Source organism: Variovorax sp. W1I1 (assembly GCF_030815625.1).
GTDB lineage: Bacteria > Pseudomonadota > Gammaproteobacteria > Burkholderiales > Burkholderiaceae_C > Variovorax > Variovorax paradoxus_C.
On record NZ_JAUSWZ010000001.1, the window covers coordinates 1,855,240 to 1,879,820 of the forward strand.

Genomic DNA, 24,581 nt, shown 5'->3' on the forward strand with positions numbered 1-24,581 from the left:
TCTTCAGATGACGGGCACGCTGGTTTCCTTCAGCACCCGCAGCACAAAGTGCGATTTGCTGTGCCTGATGCCGGGGATCTTGTAGAGCTTTTCGCGCAGCAGCCGCTCGTAGTCGCGCGTGTCGCGCACGGCGATGCGGATGTAGTAGTCGTAGTCGCCCGAGACGAGGTAGGCCTCCTGAATCTCGGGAATGGTCGCGAGCACCCGGCCGAAGTCGTAGAGCGTTTCGTCGGTGTGGCTCTCGAGCGTGACCTGCACGATCACCGAATCGTGATAGCCGAGCTTGGCCGGATCGACGTCGACCGTGTAGCGCTTGATGACGCCCTGCGCCTCCAGCTTCTTGATGCGCGTCCAGCAACTGGTGGGCGACAAGCCGACCTCGTTGCCGATTTCCTGCAGGGTCTTGCGCGAGTCGAGCAGCAGCACGCGGAGGATGGCCATGTCGATCTTGTCGAAAGATCCTTCTTCAGAAGATGCTGTTTTCCGATTGGTTTTCATAAAACGGACCAAAAGAGCCAAAAGAATGAAGCAAATTCTGCATCAATAACGGAAGAATTGACGGCATGAGATTGCTTGATCCAAACGTTCTGCCCCTCACGGCCTCCTTGTCCCTTCATCCCGAAGCGCCCCCTCGCGTGCGCAATGGGGCGGAGGCCTTGCTCGATACGCTGGTCGAGTGCGGCGTCGACACCCTCTTCGGCTACCCCGGCGGCGCCGCGCTGCCGCTCTACGACGCGCTGCACGGCGAGCCGCGCCTGCGCCATGTGCTGGTGCGCCACGAGCAGGCGGCGGTGCATGCGGCCGAGGGCTATGCGCGCAGCACGGGGCGGGTGGGCGTGGTGCTGGTCACCTCGGGGCCGGGGGTGGGCAACACGATCACGGGGCTGCTCGATGCCATGAGCGATTCGGTGCCGGTGCTGTGCATCAGCGGGCAGGTGGCCACGGCGGTCATCGGCACGCAGGCTTTTCAGGAAAGCGATGCGCTGGGCATGTCGCGCTCGGTGACCAAGTGGAACCAGCAGGTGCGCGCGGCCGACGACGTGCCGGCGCTGGTGCGGCGTGCATTGGAGATCGCATCGACGGGCCGGCCGGGGCCGGTGCTGCTCGATGTGCCGAAGGACATCCAGTTGATGCGTCTGGGTCACGGTGGCGCGTCGACGCCGCTGCGCCCACTGCGTCAGAGCCGGGCGGCGCTGCCGCCGAAGGCGATGCTGCAGCGCGCGGCCGACTTGCTATCGACCGCGCGCCGGCCGGTGCTCTATGGCGGCGGCGGGCTCATCAACTCCGGCCCTGCGGCCTGCGAGGCCTTCACGCAACTGGTGAACCGCCTGCATGCGCCTTGCACGCTGACACTGATGGGGCTCGGTGCATTCCCCGCATCGGACCCGAAGTTCATCGGCATGCTGGGCATGCACGGCAACCTGGAAGCCAATCTTGCGATGCATGAAGCCGACCTCGTGGTGTGCGTCGGCGCCCGCTTCGACGACCGCGTGACCGGCAAGCTCGACGAGTTCTGCCCGCACGCGCGAAAGATCCACATCGACATCGATCCGACGAGCATCAACAAGGTCGTGCAGGTCGATGTGCCGATGGTGGGCGACTGCGCGGCGATCCTCGATGCGGTGCTGGCGCTGCTGCCCCAAGAGGGCTTCGCGCCCGAGCGGCTGGCGCCGTGGTGGGCGCGCATCGAGCGCTGGCGGGCCGAAGACTGCCTGAAGTTCGAGCCGCGCGCGGATGCGATCCTGCCGCAGCAACTCGTGTCGTCGCTGCAGCAGGCTATCGGCCGCAGCGGGCGCGATGCGATCGTCTCGACCGACGTGGGCCAGCACCAGATGTGGGCCGCGCAGTACCTGCGCTTCGACAGCCCGCGGCACTGGCTCACCTCAGGTGGCGCGGGCACGATGGGCTACGGATTGCCCGCAGCCATCGGCGCGCAGATCGGCCACCCCGATGCGCTGTGCGTGTGCGTGAGCGGCGATGCCTCGGTGCTCATGAACATCCAGGAGTTGTCGACTGCCGTGCAGCACCGCACGCCGGTGAAGCTGGTGCTGTGCAACAACGGCTACATGGGCATGGTGCGGCAGTGGCAGGAACTGAACCACGGCAACCGCCTGAGCCACAGCTGGAACGAGGCGCTGCCGGATTTCGTGGCGCTGGCGAAGGCGTTTGGCTGGGGGGCGCGGCGGGTGTCGGACCCTGCCGAACTCGAAGCCGCGCTGGCCGAGTGCCTCGCGAGCGAGGGGCCGTTCTTTCTCGACGTGCAGGTCGCCGCGCAGGAGAACTGCTTTCCGATGATGCCGTCGGGGCATGGGCATCACCGGGTGATGTTGGCGAAGGACAGGTGGTACGAGGAGGCGTGATGCCTGGTTTTTCTCCCTCCCCTTCCGGGGGCGGGCGGGGGTGGGGGCAAGCGGCGCTCGATAAAGCGCTGCGATGAATTGAACGCCGTCGTGCCCCCATCCCAACCTTCCCCCGGAAGGGGAAGGAGCAAGAGAAGGGCGCAGACGCTACACGCTTTGCAATCTCACGTCGTCGGCAGGAATGGCATTGAGCTCCGCCCAATCCATCTCCTCTTCAAGCCGGTGGTACGTGTCGTCCTCGATCTCCCCGCTCTCGCGCAGCGCCTCGAGTGCCTGCCGCTGCGCACGGATGGCCGTGGCGCGCAGGCGGTCGTGCGTGGTCTGGGCCTGCGGCTGGCTTTCGTCGGCGGCGATGGTGCGTGCGGCGCGGTATTCGTCGCGCACGGCATCGGCTTCGCCGCCGGGCTCCGCTTCGAGTGCCGACAGCGCCGCATCCATCATCGCGATGCGCGCGAGCGAGACTTCCTGATCCTGTGAGCCGTCCGGATCGATCTTCAGCGCCTTGATCAGCGGCCCGATGGTGAAGCCCTGGATCACCAGCGTGCCGAGCACGACGGCGAACGCGCTCAGCACGATGAGGTCGCGCCCCGGAAAATCCGCCGGCAGCGCAAAGGCCGTGGCCATGGTGACCAGCCCGCGCATGCCCGACCATCCGACAAGAAAGCCGATGCGCTTGGAAGGGATCGAGATGCCCTTGGGCTTCCGGCCGAGGCGGTGCTTCACCATGCGCATCGCCGCGCCGTAGAACATCACCCAGGCGACCCGCACGGCAATAACCAATGCCAGCACGATGGCCGCGAACTGCAACGCGTGCGTGAGTGCGGGCCCGGAGAGGCGATCGAGAATGCCGCGCGCCTGCAGCCCCATCAGGAAGAACGCGAGCACGTTGAGCGTGAACACCACCGCGCCCCACACCGCATACGACTGCACGCGATCCCGCGGTCCGCTCAGGCTCGGCGCGTACTGGCCCAGCTTCATGCCGAAGGCGACCACCGAGATGATCGGCGACAGGTGCAGCCGCTCGGCCAGGATCCACGCGGCAAAGGTCATCACGAACTGGAAGATGATGGCCGAGCGCGTGCCTGCGAAGAGCGGACGGATCAGCTGCAGATAGATCTTGCCGAGCAGCACGCCGAGCACCGCGCCGCCCGGCACCGCCACCAGCAGCATCGGCAGCGAACTCGCAATGGGCTGGTGCGCAGCGCCCGCCGCCGACACTGCCACGCCGAACACCAGCAGCGCGACCGCATCGTTGAGCAGGCTCTCGCCGTTGATGAGCGACAGCGTGCGCCGCGGAATGCGGAACTGCTGCATCACCGCCGCCGCGGCCACCGCATCGGGCGGCGCGACGATGGCGCCGAGCGTGATGGCCGCGGCAATCGGCAAGCCCGCGAAAGCCCAGCCGGCCCATGCGACCACGGCGGTGGTGAGCAGCACCGCGACCAGCACCAGGGAGACGAGCGGCATCCAGTTGCGCCGCAGCTCGCGCGGCGAGGTGTCGAAGGCCGAGTCGAGGAGGGCGGGCGCGATGAAGAGCGCGAGCGCCAGGTGCGGATCGAAATTGATGTGCGGCACCCACGGCATCGCGCCGAGTCCGACGCCGGCCAGCGCCAGCAGCGACGGGTAGGGCAGTGCGAGGCGGCGCGAGAGCTGCAGGAGCAGGCAGGCCGCGACCAGCATGAGAAGGACGTTTTCGAAGATGTCCACGGGGGCTCCTCAGGTCTTCATGTTGTTCGGCGAATACTAAGAGGAGCCTTTGCGCCGAGGTAGGTATTGCTTGGTTATGGACATTTCGATCCGAAATTACCTATACTCCGCGCCCATGGCCCGACCCAAAGCATTCGACCGCGAGACCGCCCTTCAGGGCGCGATCCCCGTGTTCTCCGACCTCGGCTACGACGGCACCTCCACCGAGGTGTTGCTCAAGGCCATGGGCATCAGCCGGCAGAGCATGTACGACACCTTCGGCGACAAGCGAAAGCTGTACCTTGAGGCGCTGCAGTACTACATCGCCGGCAGCGTGGCCGAGCAGATCCGCGTGCTCAACGGCGCGAGTTCGCCGCTGAAGGGCATCGAGGCGATGCTGAACGCGATGGCCTCCAAACGGAGCACCGAAGCGGAACCTGGCTGCTTGGGGATTGGCGCCATTTGCGAATTCGGCCGTTCGGATGCGGAGGTGTCACTGCTCACTGATACGGCGGGCCGCACCTTGCTCTCGGCCATCGAGCGGCGCATCACCGAGGCGAAGGCGGCAGGCGAAATCGGCAAGGCGGTGGACACGCGGGATGCCGCGCAGTTCGTGTCGGCCACGCTCTCGGGGCTGAAGATCGCGGCGCGTGGCGGTGCCCCGGCCGAGACGCTGCGCGGGGTGGTGAAGGTGGCGGTTCGCAGCTTGAAGTAAGCGGCGGGCGGGCAAATCGAAGAGCGCCTATGTGGGCGCATTTTTTGGCTCTATTCTGGATCGATTGATCTCTTAAAAAAGGACAAACCATCATGTCTGAAACATTGAGCGGCAAGGCCGCATTGGTCACGGGCGGCTCGCGCGGCATCGGCGCGGCCATCGTGCGTCGTCTCGCGAAGGACGGCGCGGCGGTTGCGTTCACCTATGCGGCATCGGAAGAAAAGGCGAAGGCGCTCGAGGCCGAGATCGCATCGCAGGGCGGCAAGGTGCTGGCCATCAAGGCCGACAGCGCCGACGCGCAAGCGGTGCAGCAGGCGGTGTCGCAAACGGTGGAGGCCTTCGGTCGCCTCGACGTGCTCGTCAACAGCGCCGGTATCCTGATTCACGGCATGGTCGACAACTACGCGCTGGCCGACTTCGACCGCATGGTGGCCGTCAACGTGCGCGCCGTGTTCGTTGCCACGCAGGCCGCGGTGCCGCACATGCGCGAGGGCGGCCGCGTGATCACCATCGGCAGCGTGACGGCGGACCGCAGCGGCTTCGCGGGCTCGTCGGTCTACAGCATGACCAAGGGCGCGGTGGCTTCGCTCACGCGGGGCCTGGCGCGCGACCTGGGCCCGCGCGGCATCACGGTGAACGTGGTGCAGCCGGGGCCGACCGACACCGACATGTCGCCGCAGGGCGAGATCGGGGAACGCGTGCGCTCGCTGATCGCCCTGGGGCGCATGGGAAAGGACAGCGAAATCGCCAGCCTCGTGGCGTACCTCGCGGGGCCCGATGCGGGCTTCGTGACGGGCGCGGCGCTCACCGCGGACGGTGGCTACCTCGCCTGATGCCGCACCGGGCCGATCGCTCGATCAGGACTTGATGAACGCCAGCAGGTCGGCGTTGAACTTGTCCTTGTGCGTGTCGGTCAGGCCGTGCGGCGCGCCGGGGTAGACGATGAGCTTGTTGTTCTTCACCAGCTTGGCCGAGGCCAGGCCCGCGGCGCCGATCGGCACGATCTGGTCGTCGTCGCCGTGGATGATGAGCGTGGGCACGTCGAACTTCTTCAGGTCTTCGGTGAAGTCGGTTTCCGAGAACGCCTTGATCGAGTCGTAGGTGTTCTTGTGGCCGCCGAGCATGCCTTGCGCCCACCACGAATCGATGAGGCCTTGCGACACCTTGGCGCCCGGACGGTTGAAGCCGAAGAAGGGACCCGAGGGCACGTCCTTGTAGAACTGCGAGCGGTTGGCCAGTTGCGCGGCGCGCAGGCCGTCGAACACTTCGATGGGCAGGCCGCCGGGGTTGGCGGCGGTCTTGAGCATCTGCGGCGGCACGGCCGAGATGAGCGCGGCCTTGGCGACGCGCTTGGTGCCGTGGCGGCCGATGTAGCGCGCCACTTCGCCGCCGCCGGTGGAGAAGCCGACGAGCACGGCGTTCTTCAGGTCCAGCGTTTCGATGACGGTGGCGAGGTCGTCGGCGTAGGTGTCCATGTCGTTGCCGTTCCAGGGCTGGCTGGAGCGGCCGTGGCCGCGGCGGTCATGCGCGACGGCGCGATAGCCCTGCGAGGCGAGGAAGAGCATCTGCGATTCCCAGCTGTCGGAGTTGAGCGGCCAGCCGTGGCTGAACACGACGGGCTGGCCGGTGGCGGGGCCCCAGTCCTTGAAGTAGAGCTGCGTGCCGTCCTTGGTCGTGATGATGTTGCTCATGGTCTGCTTTCCTTTGAGTGAAGAGGTGGGAACCGCGCCGGCTTTCGGCGCGGCGGTGGAGGCGGCGGATGCCGCGGACGAGAAGCCGGTGCCCACGAGGGCGCCGGCTGCAACGGAGGCGCCACCGAGCAGCAGGCTGCGGCGGGTGGCGGTGGAATTGTTCAGGCTGTTGGCGGACATGGTGCGTTCTTTCGATGACGTGGTGGAGAGGGAGGAGATAGACGAAGGCCTGAATTCAGATCGCATGTATTAATATCGCATGCGATACAAAGGGCTTGAAAAAACAGGAAGGCGGATGCGGCGAGCCATCACGCGTTCCTGTCGAGGTTCGAACGCAGTGCGAGCAGCTGGTCGCGCAGGTTGCCGATGTCCTGAGGCTCCAGCGCCATCGCTTCGGCCACGCAGGCCGGCAACGCGCGGGCCTTCTTGTGCATCGCGCGGCCTTCTGTGGTGAGCGACACGATGACCTGACGCTCGTCCGATGCCGAACGTACGCGCTGGATGAGTCCGCGCGCTTCGAGGCGCTTGAGCAAGGGCGTGAGGGTGGTGGTTTCGAGCGCGAGGCGCTTGCAGATTTCGGAGACGTTGACCGAATCTTTCTCCCACAGCACGAGCATGACGAGGTACTGCAGGTAGGTGAGGTCCAGGTCGCGCAGCAGGCCGCGGTACACCTTGTTGAGGCTCAACATCGTGGAGTACACGGCGAAGCAGAGCTGCTCGTCGAGCGCCAGCGGATTGGTCGCGGGGGCTTCGGCGGGTGGGACGGCGGGGCGCTTGGAAGGCATGGGCCGGATATTAGGTCGCATGCGATCTAATGGCAAGCGATGTTTTTTGTGGCCACGGTGCAGTGGTGGCCGGTGCGGCCTACCAGCATGGCGATGCAGCAGAACCGATGGCAAACTTGGTCTTGATGACCTCGGACTTGCCCAAGGAGGAAACAGTAAAGCCCACTGGACACTGGCATAGAACCCATGCATCACAAGAGCGGGCATCAGGCGTGCCCAGTGCCAAGGACCGTGCAGTTCGTTGACTACGTGGCCATTGATCCCAAAATCAAAATGAGCGGTGTGGAGGCAAAAAAATGGCCCGTGTGATCAAACCCGAAAAAGGCAACCGTGCTGAATCGGTACAAGCAATCTGGAAGCAAGCAGGACTTGTCGAAAGAGAAAGACACTCACTCGGTTCAGTCTTGAGCTTTGACGCGAACCTCGCACAGGGGCGAATTAGCCCAGCGATCGGGTACTCGCGCTCAATTGCATTAGACGCGGCGTGCACTGCCATCGTTGCGCGCTGGAACGCCACCTCCGAGGCGGATGTTCTGCTTCGACGAGCCTTTGCATTGTTCTATTGGCATGTCGAGCTTGACCTTGCCGAGCGATCGACCGGGAACTGGAGCGACGTGGTGCCAGACGACGCCTTTTATGAAATGCTGAACTGGCAGGGCTTGGCGGCAGCGTGCGGTGAAGCAGAGTTCTCCAATTGGATCGCACTGCACTTGTGCAATCTTTTTCTCAGTGGCGGTGTGATCAAGAACGCTTACGACTACAAAGCTGACACCCCTGGCCGGGAATTCACTGAGATGCTTCAGGTGACTCTTGCAACTCGTCGCTGGCCGGATTCCAAAGATGTCTCCGCTTGGAAAGCGTATGGCCCGTTGTTGACCACTGCACACAATCCGGCAAGCTTCGCAGCAGCACTGGTGGACTATTGCGATTACCGGGTTGCGCAGTGCCTGGGGTATGACGGAATCGACGCCGTCAACCGGCGCAGGCCATCGCAGTACGCATCTATCCTGGATCTCGGGGGGTGGTCGCAATCTTTTCCCCTCGAACTGTTCACGCTGAAACTTGCTTACGAGCAGGCGACCGGCGGCTCGATGAACTTGAATGCCGACCATCCGTTGCTTCAAACGAGCTTGATGACGATGCCTTTTCCTGGCTTGACGCCGCTCCACCGCGACGAGTTGGTTGATCGAGTGAGTGCTTTCTATGTGTCGGCTTTTGCCGATCGTGGGCTTAGGCAGCCAATCACTTTGCGCTATCCGATGACTTGAGTGGAAAGGATTGGCTCCGTACATGCGTTGACCACACCTCACTCGAACGAGCTAAGCCTCAATCCAGCGCTTTCCGATAGCCACCCGGCGGTTTTCCAAGCTGGTTCCTGAAACAGTGGCTGAAGTGGCTCGCATCGCTAAAGCCGCTGCGATAAGCAATCTCCGAAACCTGATGCGGCCAATATCGAACGAATGAGCGATCTCAGGAGTGGCCGTCCACCCGCATCTGAAAAAGGAAGTAAGGCGGAATGCACGCACCGCGCCCCTCGGGCTGGCCCTCGGCCTGTGCGCAGATGTAGTCGTCGCGGCAAGGCTGCTGCGCCGAGCAACTGCGCAGGTTGCCGGGCCGCGTGTGTTTGGCAAGGCATTCGCCGAAGGGCTTGTTCGCGGCGAGGCACTGGTTGAAGTCGCTGAGGATGGCGATGCCGCCGCAGGTGCCGTTCTTGTCGAGCGGATTGCACGGCCCCGAGCACATGCCGCCCGGGAAGCCGACCGAGGTTTTCTCGCACACGGAGAACACGCCTTCGCACGCGACGCGCGGCAGCTTTTCGGCGCGGTCCAGCCAGGGGTTGGCGGACTGCGTGATGCGCGTGGGTTCGCAGCTTGCGCCGACGGTGGCTTTCTCGGGTGCGGGGTTTGGAACGTCCGGCTCGGCGAGCGGCCGGAACGGATCGGGCTGCGGCGTGGACAGCGCGGCGTGCACATACGTGCCACGGCGCGCCAGTTCGTCCTGTAGATGCGGCGAGTGCGGCAAGGCGAGCGTATTGCCAGTCGTGAAGTTGCGCGATGCGCCGCGCCGGTCGATGCCCAGCAGATGAAAGCCCGCGACCGCGCGGCTCTGGTGGCAACCCGCACAGCTGAGATCGTCGAGCCGGCGCAGCACGGCCTGCGGCGATTGCAGCGTGCGGCTGCCGGGTACTGCCTGCCAGTCGCCGGGCGAGAAGACCTGCGCGAACGGCCGGTTCGCCAGACGCGCGAGGCCACGCGGTGCGACCGAGATCGATTCGGTCGCGAGGAATTTTTCGGGGATATGCACCGAGGCCTCGTCCAGCGCGCGCAGGTTGGCGGGCTGCTGCAGCCACTGCTGAAGTTCCTTGCGCAGCGGCGCGTTGGCCTTCAGGCGCGCGACGTCGGGCGTGTTCTCAAGCGGTGCAACGTCGAAGCGCTTCGTGCCGGCATTCCATCGGAAGGCGCGCAGCATGTACTCGGCATGGCCACCGAGATCGGGCCGCACCGCGGAAGGCCAGCGCACGCTCTGCAGGTTGGTGGTGACCTGCGCAATGCGCGCGGGTGCGAGGCGCTGCGGTGCGAGTGGGCCGTCGGGCGACGCCAGCCAGCGGCCGAGCGCCTCGTCCTTCATCGAAGGCTGCGGCGGCTGCCAGAGCCGCGCTGCGGCGGCGCAACTGCCGTTCGCATCCGGTGCATCGCCGCGCAGTTCCACGTTGATGGTCATCGGTAGGCGCGACTGCATGGCTGCGGTGCGATATGCGAGCCGGTACACGAGCCGCGTCTCGCCGCATGCGCCGTTCTGGAACGGCCGGCGGTCCATGCGGTTGGCCACGCCGACCAGTTCGAAAAAAGCATCGGGGCTCGCGAGCCAGCGCGCATCGAACAGCCGGTGCGGATAGCGCGAAATGCCGACGCCGGCCTGCTTGTCCGTGCGCTGGATGCGCGCGAGGCTTTCGCCGAGCGGCGTGGCGATGGATTGCCAGGCCGCAGAGCGAATCAACAATTGGTTGGTGGCGATGCCGTCGGACGACGCGGGCGCATCGCCGATCCAGTGGGCGAAGCTTGCGCCGGATTTTTCGGCGGCTTGCAGGGCAGAGGGAGAAGTGACGAGGAGCAGCGGGTCGGCCGCGTGCGCGAAGGCAGGCGCGAGAGTCAGTGCAAGAGTGATTGCAAGGGCGTTTGCAAGGGGCAGGCAGTGTTTGAAGATCGGCACGCGGCCGATTGTGTCAGCGCCGGGGCGTGATGTTCAGCTTCGCGCAGAAGTCGTAGAAGGCCTCCAGTTGCAGCGACTTGTCGAACACCGCGTCGACGCCCGCCGACAGCGCGCCTTCGCGCACTTCCGAGGTCGCATAGTTCATGAGCACCACGGTACGCTGCTCGGGCAGCTTGTTGTCTTTCAGGTATTGCGCCACGGTCAGGCCGTTGCCCTTGGCGAGAAATACATCGATCACCGCCGCATCCCATTCGCCGGGGTTGGCCTTGAGCCAGTCGATGGCTTCATCGGAAGTGGTTGCGGTGCCGATGACATCGCATTCGGAAAATTCTTGCAGCCCGTCGGTCAGCGTCGTCGCGATCAGAGGGTTGTCTTCTATGAGATAGATGCGGGTCATTGTTGTGTACGAAAGCGAGGTGCGGTCCATCGGCTTGTCTCGGCCGAGGAGGTCATTGTCGGGACGGACTCCCGGCGCCGAGTAAGACAACGCCGCCATCTGTCGTACATCCCTGTAGGGTGGTGGGCCCAGGTGGCTGCAGCAGGCCTTGTTGTCTGGAAAAATGTCACGCAATGACAAATGCCCCGCCACCCAAGCTTCGTGTACTGCTCGTGGAGGACGACGCCGACACGCTCGCTGCCACCCTGAAACTGCTCGAGGCCCTGGGGCACTGGGCCACGGGCGTCAAAAGCGCCGAGGCCGCGATCTCGCGCTTCTTCGAGGGCGCCTTCGATGTGGTGATGGTGGACATCGGCCTGCCCGCACTGTCGGGGCACGACCTGGCCGAGCGGCTGCTGCGCGACTACCGCGTGCCTGTGATCTTCGTGACCGGGCAGGCGCAACCGGCAAAGCCGCTGCCGGGGACGGCTTGGCTGCGCAAACCCTATACGGTCGAGCAGTTGACCGAGGCGCTCGCGCTGGCCGCGTGAGAAAATCGCCGCCTTCTCTGCCCGATGTCCGGGCCGATGTCGACACCACAGGATCACGCGTTTTGGAAGAGAAGGTCATCTCCGTTGCCCCGATGATGGATTGGACGGACCGTCATTGCCGGTACTTCCACCGCCTGATGTCCCGCCACGCGCTGCTCTACACCGAGATGGTGACGACCGGCGCCTTGGTGCATGGCGACGTGCCTCGGCACCTTCGCTTCAACGCCGAAGAACATCCCGTGGCGCTGCAGCTCGGCGGCAGCGAGCCGGCCGACCTCGCGCACTGCGCCAAGCTCGGCGAGGAATGGGGCTACGACGAGATCAACCTCAATTGCGGCTGCCCGAGCGAGCGCGTGCAGCGCGGTGCGTTCGGCGCCTGCCTCATGAACGAGCCGAAGCTGGTGGCCGATTGCGTGAAGGCGATGGTCGATGTGGTGAGCGTGCCGGTCACGGTCAAGCACCGCATCGGCATCGACAAGATCGAGCGCTACGAGTTCGTGCGCGACTTCGTCGGCCAGGTGAGCGAGGCGGGGTGCGATACCTTCATCGTCCATGCGCGCAATGCGTGGCTGCAGGGCCTGAGCCCGAAGCAGAACCGCGAGATCCCGCCGCTGCGCTATGCGCTGGTGCATCGGCTGAAGCACGACTTTCCAGGCCTGAAGTTCTCCATCAACGGCGGCATTTCCGTCAACGAACAAGTGCATGAACACCTGCGGTTGCTCGATGGCGTGATGGTCGGGCGGGAGGCGTATCACAACCCCTGGTGGCTGGCCGAGTGGGACGCCGAATTCTTCGGCGCCGCGCCGCAGCCGATGACGCGCGAAGAGGTGGAGTCGCTGATGTGCGACTACATGGTTCGCGAAGCGGCCGAGCACGGCACGCAGTGGTCGTCGATCGCGCGCCACATGCTGGGCCTGCGCAACGGCCTGCCCGGCGCGCGCCGCTGGCGGCAAGTCTGGAGCGACCATCGCATGAAGACGCGCCCCCCGCACGAGGTGATGGCGCTGGCGCACGAGCCGGTCGCGCAGGCCGCCTGACCGGGCCGGCCGCCGAGGCCGGTTTTCTGCTTCCGCTGCTCATTCGGGCCTTCTCCAACTCGGAGATTTCGTGTCTTTGTTTGCCCGAAACGCCCTTTTTAGCCCCTGAATCGGGGCATTTCATCGTCTTTTAACGGAACATGGTTCCGAAACAATGCAACAACAAGTGTGGCTTGTGCACCTGTTTTTGCTCAAGAATAAAGAGGTCAGGGAAACAAAAAAGGTTCTTCATGAGTGAAGCTGTTGGCAGCAAAGAGGAAGTGAGCGCGCTCGCACGCGGCTTGTCACTGCTCAAGACCATCGGGATGGCTGCCGCCCCGATGGGCAACCGGGATCTGGCCGACACGACGGGCATTCCCAAGGCCACCGTCTCGCGGCTGACCGCGACGCTGGTAGGCGCCGGCTACCTGCGCCAGTCGCGCGACAGCGAGCGTTTCAGCCTGGGGCCCGCGCTGCTCGACATGAGCAGCCGGTATCTGCTGCATTTCGACCTGCGAACGGTGGCGCGGCCGCACTTGACGGAGCTGTCCGAATTCGCGGGCGCCAGCATCCACATGGGCGTGCGCGACGATCTCGACCTGCTCGTCATCGATTCGCTGCGGCCGCGTTCCGCACTGATCAGCTCGCGCATCGAGGTCGGCTCGCGCCTGTCGATCACGACTTCGGCCGCGGGCCGGGCCTACCTGGCGGCACTGCCGCAGCCCGAGCGGGACGCGCTGCTGGAGCAGATCCGCATCGAGACGGGCGAGAACTGGTTTTCCGTGGCGCCGCGGCTGATGGCGGGCATCGAGGAATACGAGCGCCTCGGCTATTGCAGCTCGTTCGGCGAGTGGCATCCCCACATCCACGCCCTCGGCTTTGCGCTGCAGGGGCCGCGCGGCGAACGCTACGGCCTGAGCTGTGGTGGCCCGGCCTACCTGCTGCCCAAGGACGTCATGCTGGAACGCGTGGCGCCCCGGCTGCTGGAAGCGGCGCGGCGGATCGCGGCCGAAGCCGGCACAGCCATCCGCGACTGAACGCAAACAAGGCGTGCCTTTTCGCGGGATACCGCGGAACCGGCTTTGCCGGGCCGCAGGTATCGCCCCCGGAAGGGGGAACGCGAAGCGACACGAAGTGCGCGAAGCCTGGGGGTGAGCCTATGCGGCCGCTTCGAGGCCGCTCGTGAAGTGCTCGCGCATGCGGGCCATGGCCGCCGCCGCGTCGCGTGCCTCGATGGCGGCCATCACCGACCGGTGCTCCGCCAACGACTCGGCAATGCGCCCGGCCTTCAGCAGCGAGTTGTGCCGGTTGAGCTTCATCACCTTGCGCAGGTCCGCCACCATCTGGTCGCGCCACTTGTTGTTGGCGATGGCCAGCAACTGCATGTGGAAGCGCTCGTTCACCGCGAAGAAATGCTCCCGGTCTTCCTTGCCCGGTGCGGCGGCGGCTTCGAGCTCGGCGTGCAGCTTTTTCAGCTCGGCACGCTCGGCATCGGTGGCACGCTCGGCCACCACGCCGGCCGCATCGCTCTCCAGCAGCGAGAGCAGGTGATAGACGTCCGCCAGGTCCTGCTCGGACACCTCGGTCACGTAGGCGCCGCGGCGCACCTTCATCGTCACCAGCCCTTCGGCGGCCAGCACCTTCAGGGCTTCCCGCAGCGGGGTGCGGCTGATGCCGTATTCCTCGGCCAGCTTGAGTTCGTCGATCCAGCTGCCGGGCTCCAGCTCGCGGCGGAAAATCCGCTGGCGCAGCAGCTCGGCCACCTCTTCATAGAGGGCTCGCGGGGTGAGGGTGACAGCGGACATGGGCAGGAATGTACCGCAAAAATTGGGTTTGAATTAATAATTACGGATCGGTTAGACTCGCGGCCGGCTTGCAAATCCCTGCAAGCGAATTTGCGAATCCCTCCGTAATCCCCTGCAAGACAACTGCAAAGCGGCGTCCCCCTCATGAGCAGCACACCCGAACCCACCTTCAAGCCCGCCGACCTCGGTGCCTGGGCCAAGTCCGCTGCCAAGTCCGCACCGGGCGGCGACGTGAATGCGCTGAACTGGATCACGCCCGATGGCATCACCGTCAAGCCGCTCTACACGGCGGCCGACCTGCAGGGCCTGAAGTACACCGACACGCTGCCTGGCTTCGAGCCTTACCTGCGCGGCCCGCAGGCCACCATGTACGCGGTGCGCCCGTGGACCATTCGCCAGTACGCGGGCTTCTCGACCGCGGAAGAGTCGAACGCCTTCTACCGCAAGGCTCTCGCTGCGGGCGGCCAGGGCGTGAGCGTGGCCTTCGACCTGGCCACCCACCGCGGCTACGACAGCGACCATCCGCGCGTGACCGGCGACGTCGGCAAGGCCGGCGTGGCGATCGATTCGGTGGAAGACATGAAGATCCTGTTCGACCAGATCCCGCTGGACAAGGTCTCCGTGTCGATGACGATGAACGGCGCCGTGCTGCCGGTGCTGGCGGGCTACATCGTCGCGGCCGAAGAGCAGGGCGTGGCGCAGGACCAACTGAGCGGAACCATCCAGAACGACATCCTCAAGGAGTTCATGGTCCGCAACACCTACATATTTCCGCCGGCGCCGAGCATGCGGATCATCGGCGACATCATCGAGTACACGGCAGAGAACATGCCGAAGTTCAACTCGATCAGCATCAGCGGCTATCACATGCAGGAAGCCGGCGCGAACCAGGCGCTGGAACTTGCGTTCACGCTGGCCGATGGCAAGGAATACGTGAAGACCGCACTGGCCAAGGGCCTGGATGTCGACGGCTTCGCCGGGCGCCTGAGCTTCTTCTGGGCCATCGGCATGAACTTCTATCTCGAAGTGGCCAAGATGCGCGCCGCGCGCCTGTTGTGGTGCCGGATCATGAAGGAGTTCGAGCCCAAGAACCCCAAGAGCCTGATGCTGCGCACGCACTGCCAGACCTCGGGCTGGTCGCTCACCGAGCAGGACCCGTACAACAACATCGTGCGCACCACCATCGAGGCGATGGCCGCGGTGTTCGGCGGCACGCAGAGCCTGCACACCAACGCGCTGGACGAAGCGATTGCGCTGCCCACCGAGTTCAGCTCGCGCATCGCGCGCAACACGCAGCTCATCATCCAGGAAGAGACGCACATCACGAACGTGGTCGACCCCTGGGCCGGCAGCTACATGATGGAAAAGCTCACGCAGGACATGGCCGATGCGGCCTGGGCCATCATCGAAGAGGTCGAGGCGATGGGCGGCATGACCAAGGCCGTCGACAGCGGCTGGGCCAAGCTCAAGATCGAAGCGGCCGCTGCAGAAAAGCAGGCGCGCATCGACTCGGGCAAGGACGTGATCGTGGGCGTGAACAAGTACAAGCTCAAGAACGAAGATGCGATCGACAGCCTCTCGATCGACAACGTGATGGTGCGCGACCAGCAGGTGGCGCGGCTGCAGAAAATCCGCGCCTCGCGCGACACCGCCAAGGTGCAGGCCGCGCTCGACGCGCTCACCGAAGCGGCCGAGAACGGTACGGGCAACCTGCTCGCGCTGAGCATCGACGCGGTGCGCCTGCGCGCCACCGTGGGCGAGATTTCGGACGCGCTCGAAAAATCATTCGGCCGCCATCGGGCCGACACGCAAAAGGTGACCGGTGTGTACGCAGCTGCCTATGACTCGGCCGAAGGCTGGGAAAACCTCAAGACCGAAATCAACGCCTTCGCCGAAGCGCAGGGGCGCCGTCCGCGCGTGATGATTTCCAAACTCGGGCAAGACGGACACGACCGCGGCGCCAAGGTGGTGGCGACCGCGTTCGCCGACTTGGGCTTCGACGTGGACATGGGCCCGCTGTTCCAGACGCCCGAAGAGTGCGCGCGGCAAGCCATCGAGAACGACGTGCATGCCGTCGGGGTGAGCACCCTCGCAGCCGGCCACAAGACCCTCGTGCCCGCCATCATCAACGAACTGAAGAAGCAGGGCGCGGACGACATCATCGTGTTCGTCGGCGGCGTGATTCCGCGCCAGGACTACGACTTTCTCTACGAAGCCGGCGTCAAGGGCATCTACGGACCGGGCACCCCGATCCCGGCCAGCGCGAAGGACGTGCTGGAGCAGATCCGCGCGGCGGTCGCGGCCTGAGCGGGACGTCAGACGTGGGCGATCTTCTGTCGCGGCTGTCGCTGCAGCCCGTGGATTCCAGCGATTTCGAAGACATGCTGGCCGTGCGCATCGATGCGATGCGCCCGAGCCTGGAGCGTGTCGGGCGCTTCGACCTCACGCGTTCGCGCGAACGGCTGAGCGCCGGTTTCGTGGTGCCGTTCATGCATCACATCGTGCTCGACGGCGACCAGCGCGTGGGCTTCGTCACGCTCAAGCCCGAGGGCGCCGATGCGCTGCGGCTGGATCACCTGTACCTGCGCACCGGCTTCCAGGGCCGCGGCATCGGCGAATGGGTGATGCGCTGGGCCAAGGCCGAGGCAAGAGAGAAGAACCTCGACATCAAGCTCACCGCGCTCGTGCAGAGCGATGCCAACCGCTTCTACCTTCGGCACGGCTTCGTGCTCGAAGGCGAGGAGGGCGTCGACCTGCACTACCGCTGGCGCGTGACGACTGCGGAGGCCGCGTGCTGAGCACGGTGCAGGCGCTGGAAAGCGCGGTCACCGATTCGCCAGGCATGGCGCAGCGCCGTGCGATCGCCAAGGCGATCACGCTGCTCGAATCGACCCGCACCGACCATCGCGCGCAGGCCGACGAGCTGCTCACCGCGCTGCTGCCGCGCACCGGCAATTCCTTTCGCCTCGGCATCTCGGGCGTGCCCGGTGTCGGCAAATCGACCTTCATCGAGACGCTCGGCCTGCTGCTGATCGACAAGGGCCATCGCGTCGCGGTGCTCACCATCGACCCGTCGTCCACGGTTTCGGGCGGTTCCATCCTCGGCGACAAGACGCGGATGGAGCGTCTCTCGGTGCACGAGCGCGCCTACATCCGCCCGAGCCCGTCGAGCGGCACGCTCGGCGGCGTGGCCGAGAAGACGCGCGAGGCGATGCTGGTGTGCGAGGCCGCCGGCTACGACGTCGTGATCGTCGAGACCGTGGGCGTCGGCCAGAGCGAAACCGCCGTGTCCGGCATGACCGACATGTTCGTGCTGATGCAGTTGCCCAATGCCGGCGACGACTTGCAGGCGATCAAGAAGGGCGTGATGGAACTGGCCGACCTCGTGGTCATCAACAAGGCTGACATCGACAAGGACGCCGCTACGCGCGCACAGGCGCAGATCACTTCTGCGCTGCGCCTCTTCGGCCACCAGGGCAACCCCGACCACGCGCATGCGGTGCACGACGCGCACAGCGGCGCCGAGGTGCGCTTCTGGCTGCCCAGGGTGCTGCAGCTCAGCGCGCTGGCGGGCACCGGCGTCGATGCGTTCTGGAATGCCGTCACCGAATTCAGGCAACTGCAGACCGCCAACGGCAAGCTCGCCAAGCGCCGCGAAAAGCAGGCCACCGCATGGATGTGGGAACGCATCGACGCGGGGCTGAAACAAGCCTTCAGGCAGCACCCGCAGGTGCGCGAACTGCTGCCGCAAATCACCCAGCAGGTGGCGCAGGGCGCGCTGCCCGCATCGACCGCGGCGCGCAGCCTGCTCGCCGCAGCGGCCATCACGGCCAGGCCATGAGCCATCTCATTCAAGACCACAGCTTCGGAAGCACACCATGCAAGAACTGATCGAACAACTCGAAAAGCGCCGCGCCCAGGCGCGTCTGGGCGGCGGGCAAAAGCGCATCGATGCGCAGCACGCCAAGGGCAAGCTCACCGCGCGCGAGCGCATCGAGCTGCTGCTCGACGACAACACCTTCGAAGAGTGGGACATGTTCGTCGAGCACCGCTCAGTCGACTTCGGCATGGCCGAGCAGAAGATCCCGGGCGATGGCGTGGTCACCGGCTACGGAATGATCAATGGCCGCCTGGTGTTCGTGTACAGCCAGGACTTCACCGTCTTCGGCGGCGCACTCAGCGAAGCGCATGCCGAAAAAATCTGCAAGGTGATGGACCAGGCAATGAAGGTCGGCGCACCGGTCATCGGCCTCAACGATTCGGGCGGCGCGCGCATCCAGGAAGGCGTGGCCTCGCTCGGCGGCTATGCCGACGTGTTCCAGCGCAACGTGATGGCCTCGGGCGTGGTGCCGCAGATCAGCATGATCATGGGCCCGTGCGCGGGCGGCGCGGTGTATTCGCCGGCCATGACCGACTTCATCTTCATGGTGAAGGACTCCAGCTACATGTTCGTCACCGGCCCCGAAGTCGTGAAGACCGTGACGCACGAAACCGTGACGGCCGAGGAGCTCGGCGGCGCCGTCACCCACACCACCCGCAGCGGCGTGGCCGACATGGCGTTCGAGAACGACGTCGAGGCGCTGATGATGCTGCGGCGCCTGTACAACTACCTGCCGCTCAACAACCGCGAGAAGCCGCCGGTGCGCCTGGGCAACAACGGCCAGGGCGACCCGGCCGACCGGCCCGACTACTCGCTGGACACGCTGGTGCCCGACAACCCGAACAAGCCCTACGACATCAAGGAACTGATCCTCAAGGTGGTGGACGACGGCGACTTCTTCGAGCTGCAGCCCGACTACGCGAAGAACATCGTGATCGGCTTCGCGCGCATGGAAGGCCAGACGGTCGGCATCGTGGCGAACCAGCCGCTGGTGCTGGCGGGGTGCCTGGACATCAAGAGCAGCATCAAGGCGGCGCGCTTCGTGCGCTTTTGCGATGCGTTCAACATCCCGGTCGTCACTTTTGTCGATGTGCCAGGCTTCATGCCCGGCACGGGGCAGGAGTACGGCGGCATCATCAAGCACGGCGCCAAGCTGCTCTACGCGTATGCCGAATGCACGGTGCCCAAGATCACCGTCATCACGCGCAAGGCTTACGGCGGTGCGTACGACGTGATGGCCTCCAAGCACCTGCGCGGCGACGTCAACCTCGCCTGGCCGCGCGCCGAGATCGCGGTGATGGGCGCCAAGGGCGCGGTGGAAATCATCTTCCGCGAAGACAAGAACGACCCCGAGAAACTCGCCGCACGCGAAGCCGAATACAAGGCGCGCTTTGCGAACCCGTATGTGGCCGGTGCACGCGGCTACATCGACGACGTGATCCTGCCGCACGAGACGCGCAAGCGCATCTGCCGCTCGCTCGTGATGCTGCGCGAGAAGAAGCTCGAGAACCCGTGGCGCAAGCACGGCAACATTCCGCTCTGAGTTCGCATGCGCAGCCACTACCCCCAGTTTCGCGACGGTGCGGAGCCTGGACTGGTGCCCAAGCTGGGCGGCCTGCCCTGGGGCTTGCCGCCGCGCCTGTGGCCCGTTTGCAAGGAGTGCAATCGCGCCATGAGCCATCTGGCGCAACTGCCGGCGGACGGCGACGCGCTGCCGCTCGCGAGCGGCGAGGTGCTGTTCCTGTTCAAGTGCGAGTGGGACAGCATCTGCAGCTTCTGGGAGCACGACGCGGGCGCCAACGCCGCGTTCGTCGTGCAGCGCGACGAGTTGGCCGACGCACCGACTGCGCCGCCCTCGGATGCCGCCGGCGAGCCGCCTCTCCTGTTGCGCGAGATCGGGATCACAGGCTGGCGCGCCGATGACGATGGCGCGCCGCCGGAACTGGAAGCGGCCTTCTACAACTACCAGTCCCATTCCGAACTGCCCGAGGAAATCGCCTATCCCCACGATTGGGCGAGCGCCTGGCGCACGAAGAGCGGCGGCGTGCCGTACTGGACCGCCAACGGTGCGCAGCAGATGCCCGCCGGACGCCTGTTCCTGCAGATCGACAGCTGGGTCGACGTGGATGGCGACACGGCCGAGGTCGCGAACTTCTGTTCCGACGGCACGGCGTATGTGTTCGTCGATCGCTCGCAGGCGCAGCCGGTCTATTCGATGTTCATCAACCGCTGAGGCGGTCAACAATAAAACGGATTCAGCATGTTCAAGAAGATCCTGATAGCCAACCGCGGTGAGATCGCTTGCCGCGTCATCCAGACGGCCAAGAAGATGGGCATCCTCACCGTCGCCGTCTATTCCGACGCCGACAAGGAAGCTCGCCACGTCGAGCTGGCCGACGAGGCCGTGCACATCGGTGCCGCGCCCAGCCGCGAGAGTTATCTGCAGGCCGACCGCATCATCGCGGCCTGCAAGCAGACGGGTGCCGAGGCGGTGCACCCGGGCTACGGCTTCCTCTCGGAGAACGAAGCCTTCGCGCGCAAGGTCGAGGAAGAGGGCATTGCCTTCATCGGGCCGAAGCACTATTCGATCGCGGCAATGGGCGACAAGATCGCCTCGAAGAAGCTCGCGAACGAAGCCAAGGTCAACACGATTCCGGGCTGGAACGACGCCATCGAGACGGCCGAGCGCGCTGTCGAAATCGCCAAGGACATCGGCTACCCGGTGATGATCAAGGCCTCGGCCGGTGGCGGCGGCAAGGGCTTGCGCGTGGCCTTCAACGACAAGGAGGCCTTCGAGGGCTTCACCTCGTGCCGCAACGAGGCGCGCAACAGCTTCGGCGACGACCGCGTGTTCATCGAGAAGTTCGTCGAGGAGCCGCGCCACATCGAGATCCAGGTGCTGGGCGATTCGCACGGCAACGTGATCTATCTGAACGAGCGCGAATGCTCGATCCAGCGGCGCCACCAGAAGGTGATCGAAGAGGCGCCGTCGCCCTTCATCACCGATGCGACGCGCAAGGCGATGGGCGCGCAGGCGGTGCAGCTGGCCAAGGCCGTGAACTACCAGAGCGCGGGCACGGTGGAGTTCGTGGTCGGCAAGGACCAGAGCTTCTATTTCCTGGAGATGAACACGCGACTGCAGGTGGAGCACCCGGTGACGGAGTGCATCACGGGGCTGGACCTCGTCGAACTGATGATCCGCGTCGCGGCCGGCGAGAAGCTGCCGCTCACGCAGGAAGAGGTCAAACGCGACGGCTGGGCCATCGAGTGCCGCATCAACGCCGAAGACCCGTTCCGCAGCTTCCTGCCTTCGACCGGCCGCCTCGTGAAGTTCCAGCCGCCGGCCGAGACCATGTTTGCGAGCGACACCGAGCACCTGCAAGGCGTGCGCGTGGACACCGGCGTGTACGACGGCGGCGAGATCCCGATGTACTACGACTCGATGATCGCCAAGCTGATCGTGCACGGCAAGGATCGCCAGCACGCGATTGCCCGCATGCGCGAAGCGCTCAACGGCTTCGTGATCCGCGGCATCAGCAGCAACATCCCGTTCCAGGCGGCGCTGCTCGCGCATCCGAAGTTCGTGGCGGGCGACTTCAACACCGGCTTCATCGCCGAGCACTACGGCAAGGGCTTCCATGCGGAAGACGTGCCGCACACCGATCCGTCGTTCCCCGTCGCGCTCGCGGCCTATGTGCACCGCCGCTATCGCGCGCGCGCCTCGGGCATCAGTGGGCAGCTCGAAGGCCACGGCGTGAAGGTGGGCGAGCAGTTCGTGGTGGTGGAACTCGGGCCCGAGGGCAAGCACGTGCATCACCCGGTGTCGGTGACCGACTTCCACGGCAAGACCGGCGCGAGCGCCATCGCCGTCGGCGGCAAGAACTACAAGATCGACAGCGGTTCCGCGCTCGGCGCGATCCGCGTGCAGGGCATGGTCAACGACAAGCCCTTCACCGCGCAGGTCGAGCGCGGCGCGGGCAAGAACCCGCTGGCGCTGCGCGTGTCGCACGACGGCACGCAGATCGAGGCGATGGTGCTGTCGCCGCTGGGCGCGCGCCTGCTGGAGTTGATGCCCTACAAGGCGCCGCCGGACCTGAGCAAGTTCCTGATGTCGCCGATGCCGGGCCTGCTGGTCGAGGTGTCGGTGCAGCCGGGGCAGCAGGTGCGTGCCGGCGAGAAGCTGGCCGTGATCGAGGCCATGAAGATGGAAAACGTGCTGTTCGCCACGCAGGACGGCGTGGTGGGCAAGGTCTCGGCGGGCAAGGGCGAATCGCTCGCGGTCGATCAAATCATTCTGGAGTTCAACTGATGGGTGCCAACGACCTGCAACAGACGATCATGCTGCACCGGCCCGCAAAGCCGGTGACGCCGCAAGGCCCATGGTCGGTGGAGGCGATCCAGGCGCTGCTCGACAAGCCGCTGATGGACCTGCTGTTCGAGGCGCAGACCGTGCACCGGCAGCATTTCCCTGAAGGCGATATCGAGCTCGCGACGCTGCTCTCGGTCAAGACCGGCGGCTGCCCCGAGAACTGCGGCTACTGCCCGCAGTCGGCCGAGTTCGACACCGGCGTGAAGGCACAGAAGCTGATGGAGGTCGATGAGGTCGTGCGCGCCGCGCAGGCCGCCAAGGACGCAGGCGCCACGCGCTTCTGCATGGGCGCCGCATGGCGCGCACCGAAGGACCGCGACGTGGAGAAGGTGGCCGTGCTGGTCGAGGCGGTGAAGGGCCTCGGCATGCAGACCTGCGCCACGCTCGGCATGCTGGAGCCGCACCATGCGCACCAGCTCAAGGCCGCGGGCCTCGATTACTACAACCACAACCTCGACACCGCGCCCGAGTACTACACCGACATCGTCGACACGCGCACCTACCAGGACCGCCTCGACACGCTGGCCCATGTGCGCAGCGCCGGCATCAGCGTGTGCTGCGGCGGCATCGTGGGCATGGGCGAGCAGCCGGTGCACCGCGCGGGGTTGATCGCGCAGTTGGCCAATCTGAATCCGTACCCGGAGTCGGTGCCGATCAACAGCCTGGTGCGCGTGCCGGGCACGCCGCTGGCAGATTCGGAACCGGTCGATCCCTTCGACTTCGTGCGCATGATCGCGGTCGCGCGCATCACGATGCCGACCGCGCGCGTGCGGCTGTCGGCCGGGCGCCAGCAGATGGGCGACGCGGTGCAGGCGCTGTGCTTCATGGCCGGTGCGAATTCGATCTTCTATGGCGACAAGCTGCTGGTCACCGGCAATCCCGATGTGGATGCCGATGTGCAGCTGCTGCGCAAGCTCGGCTTGCAATCGCGCCGCACCACGACGACTGAAACGGTGGAGGTCTGCGCATGACGACCACGACGGCGCGTCCGTTCAAGGTGCTGGGCATCCAGCAGATTGCCATCGGCGGACCCGACAAGATGCGGCTGCAGAAGCTCTGGGTCGACATGCTCGGGCTTGAAGTCACCGGCACCTTCAAGAGCGAGCGCGAGAACGTCGACGAGGACATCTGTTCGATGGGCAGCGGGCCGTTCAAGGTCGAGGTCGACCTGATGCAGCCGCTGGACCCGGACAAGAAGCCCGCGGTGCACGCGACGCCGCTCAACCACGTGGGGCTGTGGATCGACGACCTGCCCAAGGCCGTCGAATGGCTCACGGCACAGGGCGTGCGCTTTGCGCCCGGTGGCATCCGTCAAGGTGCTGCGGGGTTCGACATCTGCTTCCTGCATCCGAAGGCGAACGAGGAGTTTCCGATTGCGGGCGAGGGCGTGCTGATCGAGATGGTGCAGGCGCCGCCCGAGGTGGTGAAGGCCTTCAACGCGCTCGCGAATCGCTGATCCTGATTCGCCAACCACCGTTCGGGCTGAGCTTGTCGAAGCCCCGCGCAAGGCTTCGACAGGCTCAGCCCGAACGGGTTTGAGGACTTCGACAGGCTCAGCCCGACGGGTTTTGGGGCTATCAAGCGTTCAGAACCTTCTTGATCGGCGGCCGCACGTCGGAGCGGTGTGGCGGCAGCATCGGCTGGTGCTCGCGCGCCGGGTTCAGGATGATCGATGTTGCCGTCTCGGTGAGGATGCAGAACTTGGTGACCACCGCGTCGAGGTGGCTCACGTCGATCACGGCGATCTCCAGGATCCAGCTGTCCTCGCCGGTCACGTTGTAGGCGTTCAGGCATTCGGGCGTGTCCTGCACGAGCTTCACGACAAGGTCGTAGTCGGCACGACCGACGCGGATGATCGCGCGGATGCCATAGCCCAGCTTGCCGAGGTTGACGGTGGCGCGATAGCCGCTGATGACCCCCGCGGCCTCCAGCTTCTTCACGCGCTCGGTCACGGCCGGCTGGCTCAGGTGCACGCGGCGGCCGAGCTCGGCCATGGTCAGGCGCGCATCGTTCTGCAATTCGGCAAGGATGCGGGTGTCGTGGGCGTCCAAAGCTGGGTTCAAGGTGAAGTCCATGGAACTCCTTTAAATCGACGGTAATGGAGCCATAGAACCGTGGAATTTCCATGGTTCACGGG

23 protein-coding genes and 1 pseudogene are annotated in these 24,581 nt (G+C 65.4%); 15 read left to right on the top strand and 9 right to left on the bottom strand.

Annotated features, from left to right (window positions below; genetic code table 11):
* Positions 1–3: 3 nt before the first annotated feature.
* Positions 4–498: an Lrp/AsnC family transcriptional regulator gene (locus QFZ83_RS08810; protein WP_307505119.1), complete on the bottom strand. Its 495-nt coding sequence runs from the start codon at positions 496–498 to the stop codon at positions 4–6.
* A 65-nt stretch (positions 499–563) separates the two neighbouring features.
* Between QFZ83_RS08810 and ilvB the strand changes: the two genes are divergently transcribed.
* Positions 564–2,360: a biosynthetic-type acetolactate synthase large subunit gene (ilvB, locus tag QFZ83_RS08815; RefSeq protein WP_307505121.1), complete on the top strand. Its 1,797-nt coding sequence runs from the start codon at positions 564–566 to the stop codon at positions 2,358–2,360.
* Between the two features lie 147 nt (positions 2,361–2,507).
* Here the strand turns inward: ilvB and QFZ83_RS08820 are convergent, their stop codons facing one another.
* Positions 2,508–4,067 carry a sodium:proton antiporter gene (locus QFZ83_RS08820; protein ID WP_307505123.1) on the bottom strand — a complete coding sequence of 520 codons (1,560 nt, stop codon included), beginning with the start codon at positions 4,065–4,067 and terminating at the stop codon, positions 2,508–2,510.
* 115 nt (positions 4,068–4,182) lie between these two features.
* Between QFZ83_RS08820 and QFZ83_RS08825 the strand changes: the two genes are divergently transcribed.
* Both QFZ83_RS08825 and QFZ83_RS08830 read left to right on the top strand, forming a co-directional pair.
* Positions 4,183–4,761 carry a TetR/AcrR family transcriptional regulator gene (locus tag QFZ83_RS08825; RefSeq protein WP_307505126.1) on the top strand — a complete coding sequence of 193 codons (579 nt, stop codon included), beginning with the start codon at positions 4,183–4,185 and terminating at the stop codon, positions 4,759–4,761.
* Positions 4,762–4,853: 92 nt separating this feature from the next.
* A complete protein-coding gene (locus QFZ83_RS08830) occupies positions 4,854–5,594 on the top strand; it encodes a 3-oxoacyl-ACP reductase family protein (RefSeq protein WP_307505129.1) in 741 nt (246 codons plus the stop codon).
* A gap of 24 nt (positions 5,595–5,618) precedes the next feature.
* Here the strand turns inward: QFZ83_RS08830 and QFZ83_RS08835 are convergent, their stop codons facing one another.
* Together QFZ83_RS08835 and QFZ83_RS08840 are read right to left on the bottom strand one after the other, a co-directional pair.
* Complete coding sequence (locus QFZ83_RS08835; RefSeq protein WP_307505135.1) at positions 5,619–6,632, bottom strand: alpha/beta fold hydrolase; 1,014 nt, start codon at positions 6,630–6,632, stop codon at positions 5,619–5,621.
* A gap of 128 nt (positions 6,633–6,760) precedes the next feature.
* Positions 6,761–7,237: a MarR family winged helix-turn-helix transcriptional regulator gene (locus tag QFZ83_RS08840; protein WP_307505138.1), complete on the bottom strand. Its 477-nt coding sequence runs from the start codon at positions 7,235–7,237 to the stop codon at positions 6,761–6,763.
* Between the two features lie 296 nt (positions 7,238–7,533).
* Here QFZ83_RS08840 and QFZ83_RS08845 point away from each other — a divergent pair, with 296 nt between their 5' ends.
* Complete coding sequence (locus tag QFZ83_RS08845; RefSeq protein WP_013542178.1) at positions 7,534–8,505, top strand: hypothetical protein; 972 nt, start codon at positions 7,534–7,536, stop codon at positions 8,503–8,505.
* A gap of 58 nt (positions 8,506–8,563) precedes the next feature.
* Here QFZ83_RS08845 and QFZ83_RS08850 read toward each other — a convergent pair.
* The 3 genes and pseudogenes from QFZ83_RS08850 to QFZ83_RS08860 all read right to left on the bottom strand — a co-directional run.
* A pseudogene (locus QFZ83_RS08850) lies at positions 8,564–8,668 on the bottom strand (helix-turn-helix domain-containing protein); the annotation flags it as partial.
* A 39-nt stretch (positions 8,669–8,707) separates the two neighbouring features.
* Positions 8,708–10,447, bottom strand: a complete 1,740-nt coding sequence (locus QFZ83_RS08855; RefSeq protein ID WP_307505143.1) for a hypothetical protein — start codon at positions 10,445–10,447, stop codon at positions 8,708–8,710.
* A 13-nt stretch (positions 10,448–10,460) separates the two neighbouring features.
* Positions 10,461–10,844 (bottom strand): response regulator, encoded by a 384-nt coding sequence (locus tag QFZ83_RS08860; RefSeq protein WP_307505146.1) that lies wholly within the window; start codon positions 10,842–10,844, stop codon positions 10,461–10,463.
* A 173-nt stretch (positions 10,845–11,017) separates the two neighbouring features.
* Between QFZ83_RS08860 and QFZ83_RS08865 the strand changes: the two genes are divergently transcribed.
* The 3 genes from QFZ83_RS08865 to QFZ83_RS08875 all read left to right on the top strand — a co-directional run bounded on the left by QFZ83_RS08865 (position 11,018) and on the right by QFZ83_RS08875 (position 13,427).
* Positions 11,018–11,374 carry a response regulator gene (locus tag QFZ83_RS08865; RefSeq protein WP_013542175.1) on the top strand — a complete coding sequence of 119 codons (357 nt, stop codon included), beginning with the start codon at positions 11,018–11,020 and terminating at the stop codon, positions 11,372–11,374.
* 62 nt (positions 11,375–11,436) lie between these two features.
* On the top strand, positions 11,437–12,411 hold the full coding sequence (gene dusA / locus QFZ83_RS08870) for a tRNA dihydrouridine(20/20a) synthase DusA (RefSeq protein WP_373457498.1): 975 nt from the start codon (positions 11,437–11,439) through the stop codon (positions 12,409–12,411).
* A gap of 230 nt (positions 12,412–12,641) precedes the next feature.
* Positions 12,642–13,427 carry an IclR family transcriptional regulator gene (locus tag QFZ83_RS08875; protein WP_307505156.1) on the top strand — a complete coding sequence of 262 codons (786 nt, stop codon included), beginning with the start codon at positions 12,642–12,644 and terminating at the stop codon, positions 13,425–13,427.
* A gap of 120 nt (positions 13,428–13,547) precedes the next feature.
* Here the strand turns inward: QFZ83_RS08875 and QFZ83_RS08880 are convergent, their stop codons facing one another.
* Positions 13,548–14,195 carry a GntR family transcriptional regulator gene (locus QFZ83_RS08880; RefSeq protein ID WP_013542172.1) on the bottom strand — a complete coding sequence of 216 codons (648 nt, stop codon included), beginning with the start codon at positions 14,193–14,195 and terminating at the stop codon, positions 13,548–13,550.
* Positions 14,196–14,339: 144 nt separating this feature from the next.
* Here QFZ83_RS08880 and scpA point away from each other — a divergent pair, with 144 nt between their 5' ends.
* The 8 genes from scpA to QFZ83_RS08920 are packed head-to-tail and all read left to right on the top strand — an operon-like array spanning position 14,340 to position 23,900.
* Positions 14,340–16,502, top strand: a complete 2,163-nt coding sequence (gene scpA / locus QFZ83_RS08885) for a methylmalonyl-CoA mutase (RefSeq protein ID WP_307505159.1) — start codon at positions 14,340–14,342, stop codon at positions 16,500–16,502.
* Positions 16,503–16,516: 14 nt separating this feature from the next.
* Positions 16,517–16,993 carry a GNAT family N-acetyltransferase gene (locus tag QFZ83_RS08890; RefSeq protein WP_307505162.1) on the top strand — a complete coding sequence of 159 codons (477 nt, stop codon included), beginning with the start codon at positions 16,517–16,519 and terminating at the stop codon, positions 16,991–16,993.
* Positions 16,987–18,036 carry a methylmalonyl Co-A mutase-associated GTPase MeaB gene (meaB, locus tag QFZ83_RS08895; protein ID WP_307505165.1) on the top strand — a complete coding sequence of 350 codons (1,050 nt, stop codon included), beginning with the start codon at positions 16,987–16,989 and terminating at the stop codon, positions 18,034–18,036. Before QFZ83_RS08890 ends, meaB begins: the two co-directional genes overlap by 7 nt.
* A 37-nt stretch (positions 18,037–18,073) precedes the next feature.
* Positions 18,074–19,618 carry an acyl-CoA carboxylase subunit beta gene (locus QFZ83_RS08900; protein ID WP_013542168.1) on the top strand — a complete coding sequence of 515 codons (1,545 nt, stop codon included), beginning with the start codon at positions 18,074–18,076 and terminating at the stop codon, positions 19,616–19,618.
* 6 nt (positions 19,619–19,624) lie between these two features.
* The gene (locus tag QFZ83_RS08905; protein WP_306878446.1) at positions 19,625–20,308 is read left to right on the top strand and encodes a hypothetical protein; all 684 of its coding nucleotides are present in this window, start codon (positions 19,625–19,627) and stop codon (positions 20,306–20,308) included.
* Positions 20,309–20,335: 27 nt separating this feature from the next.
* Complete coding sequence (accC, locus tag QFZ83_RS08910) at positions 20,336–22,384, top strand: acetyl-CoA carboxylase biotin carboxylase subunit (RefSeq protein ID WP_307505170.1); 2,049 nt, start codon at positions 20,336–20,338, stop codon at positions 22,382–22,384.
* Positions 22,384–23,415, top strand: coding sequence for a biotin synthase BioB (bioB, locus tag QFZ83_RS08915; protein ID WP_307505173.1), 1,032 nt, complete (start codon positions 22,384–22,386; stop codon positions 23,413–23,415). Before accC ends, bioB begins: the two co-directional genes overlap by 1 nt.
* On the top strand, positions 23,412–23,900 hold the full coding sequence (locus QFZ83_RS08920; protein WP_307505176.1) for a VOC family protein: 489 nt from the start codon (positions 23,412–23,414) through the stop codon (positions 23,898–23,900). Before bioB ends, QFZ83_RS08920 begins: the two co-directional genes overlap by 4 nt.
* 121 nt (positions 23,901–24,021) lie before the next feature.
* Here QFZ83_RS08920 and QFZ83_RS08925 read toward each other — a convergent pair whose 3' ends face one another.
* Positions 24,022–24,519, bottom strand: a complete 498-nt coding sequence (locus tag QFZ83_RS08925) for an Lrp/AsnC family transcriptional regulator (protein ID WP_307505180.1) — start codon at positions 24,517–24,519, stop codon at positions 24,022–24,024.
* Positions 24,520–24,581: the final 62 nt, after the last annotated feature.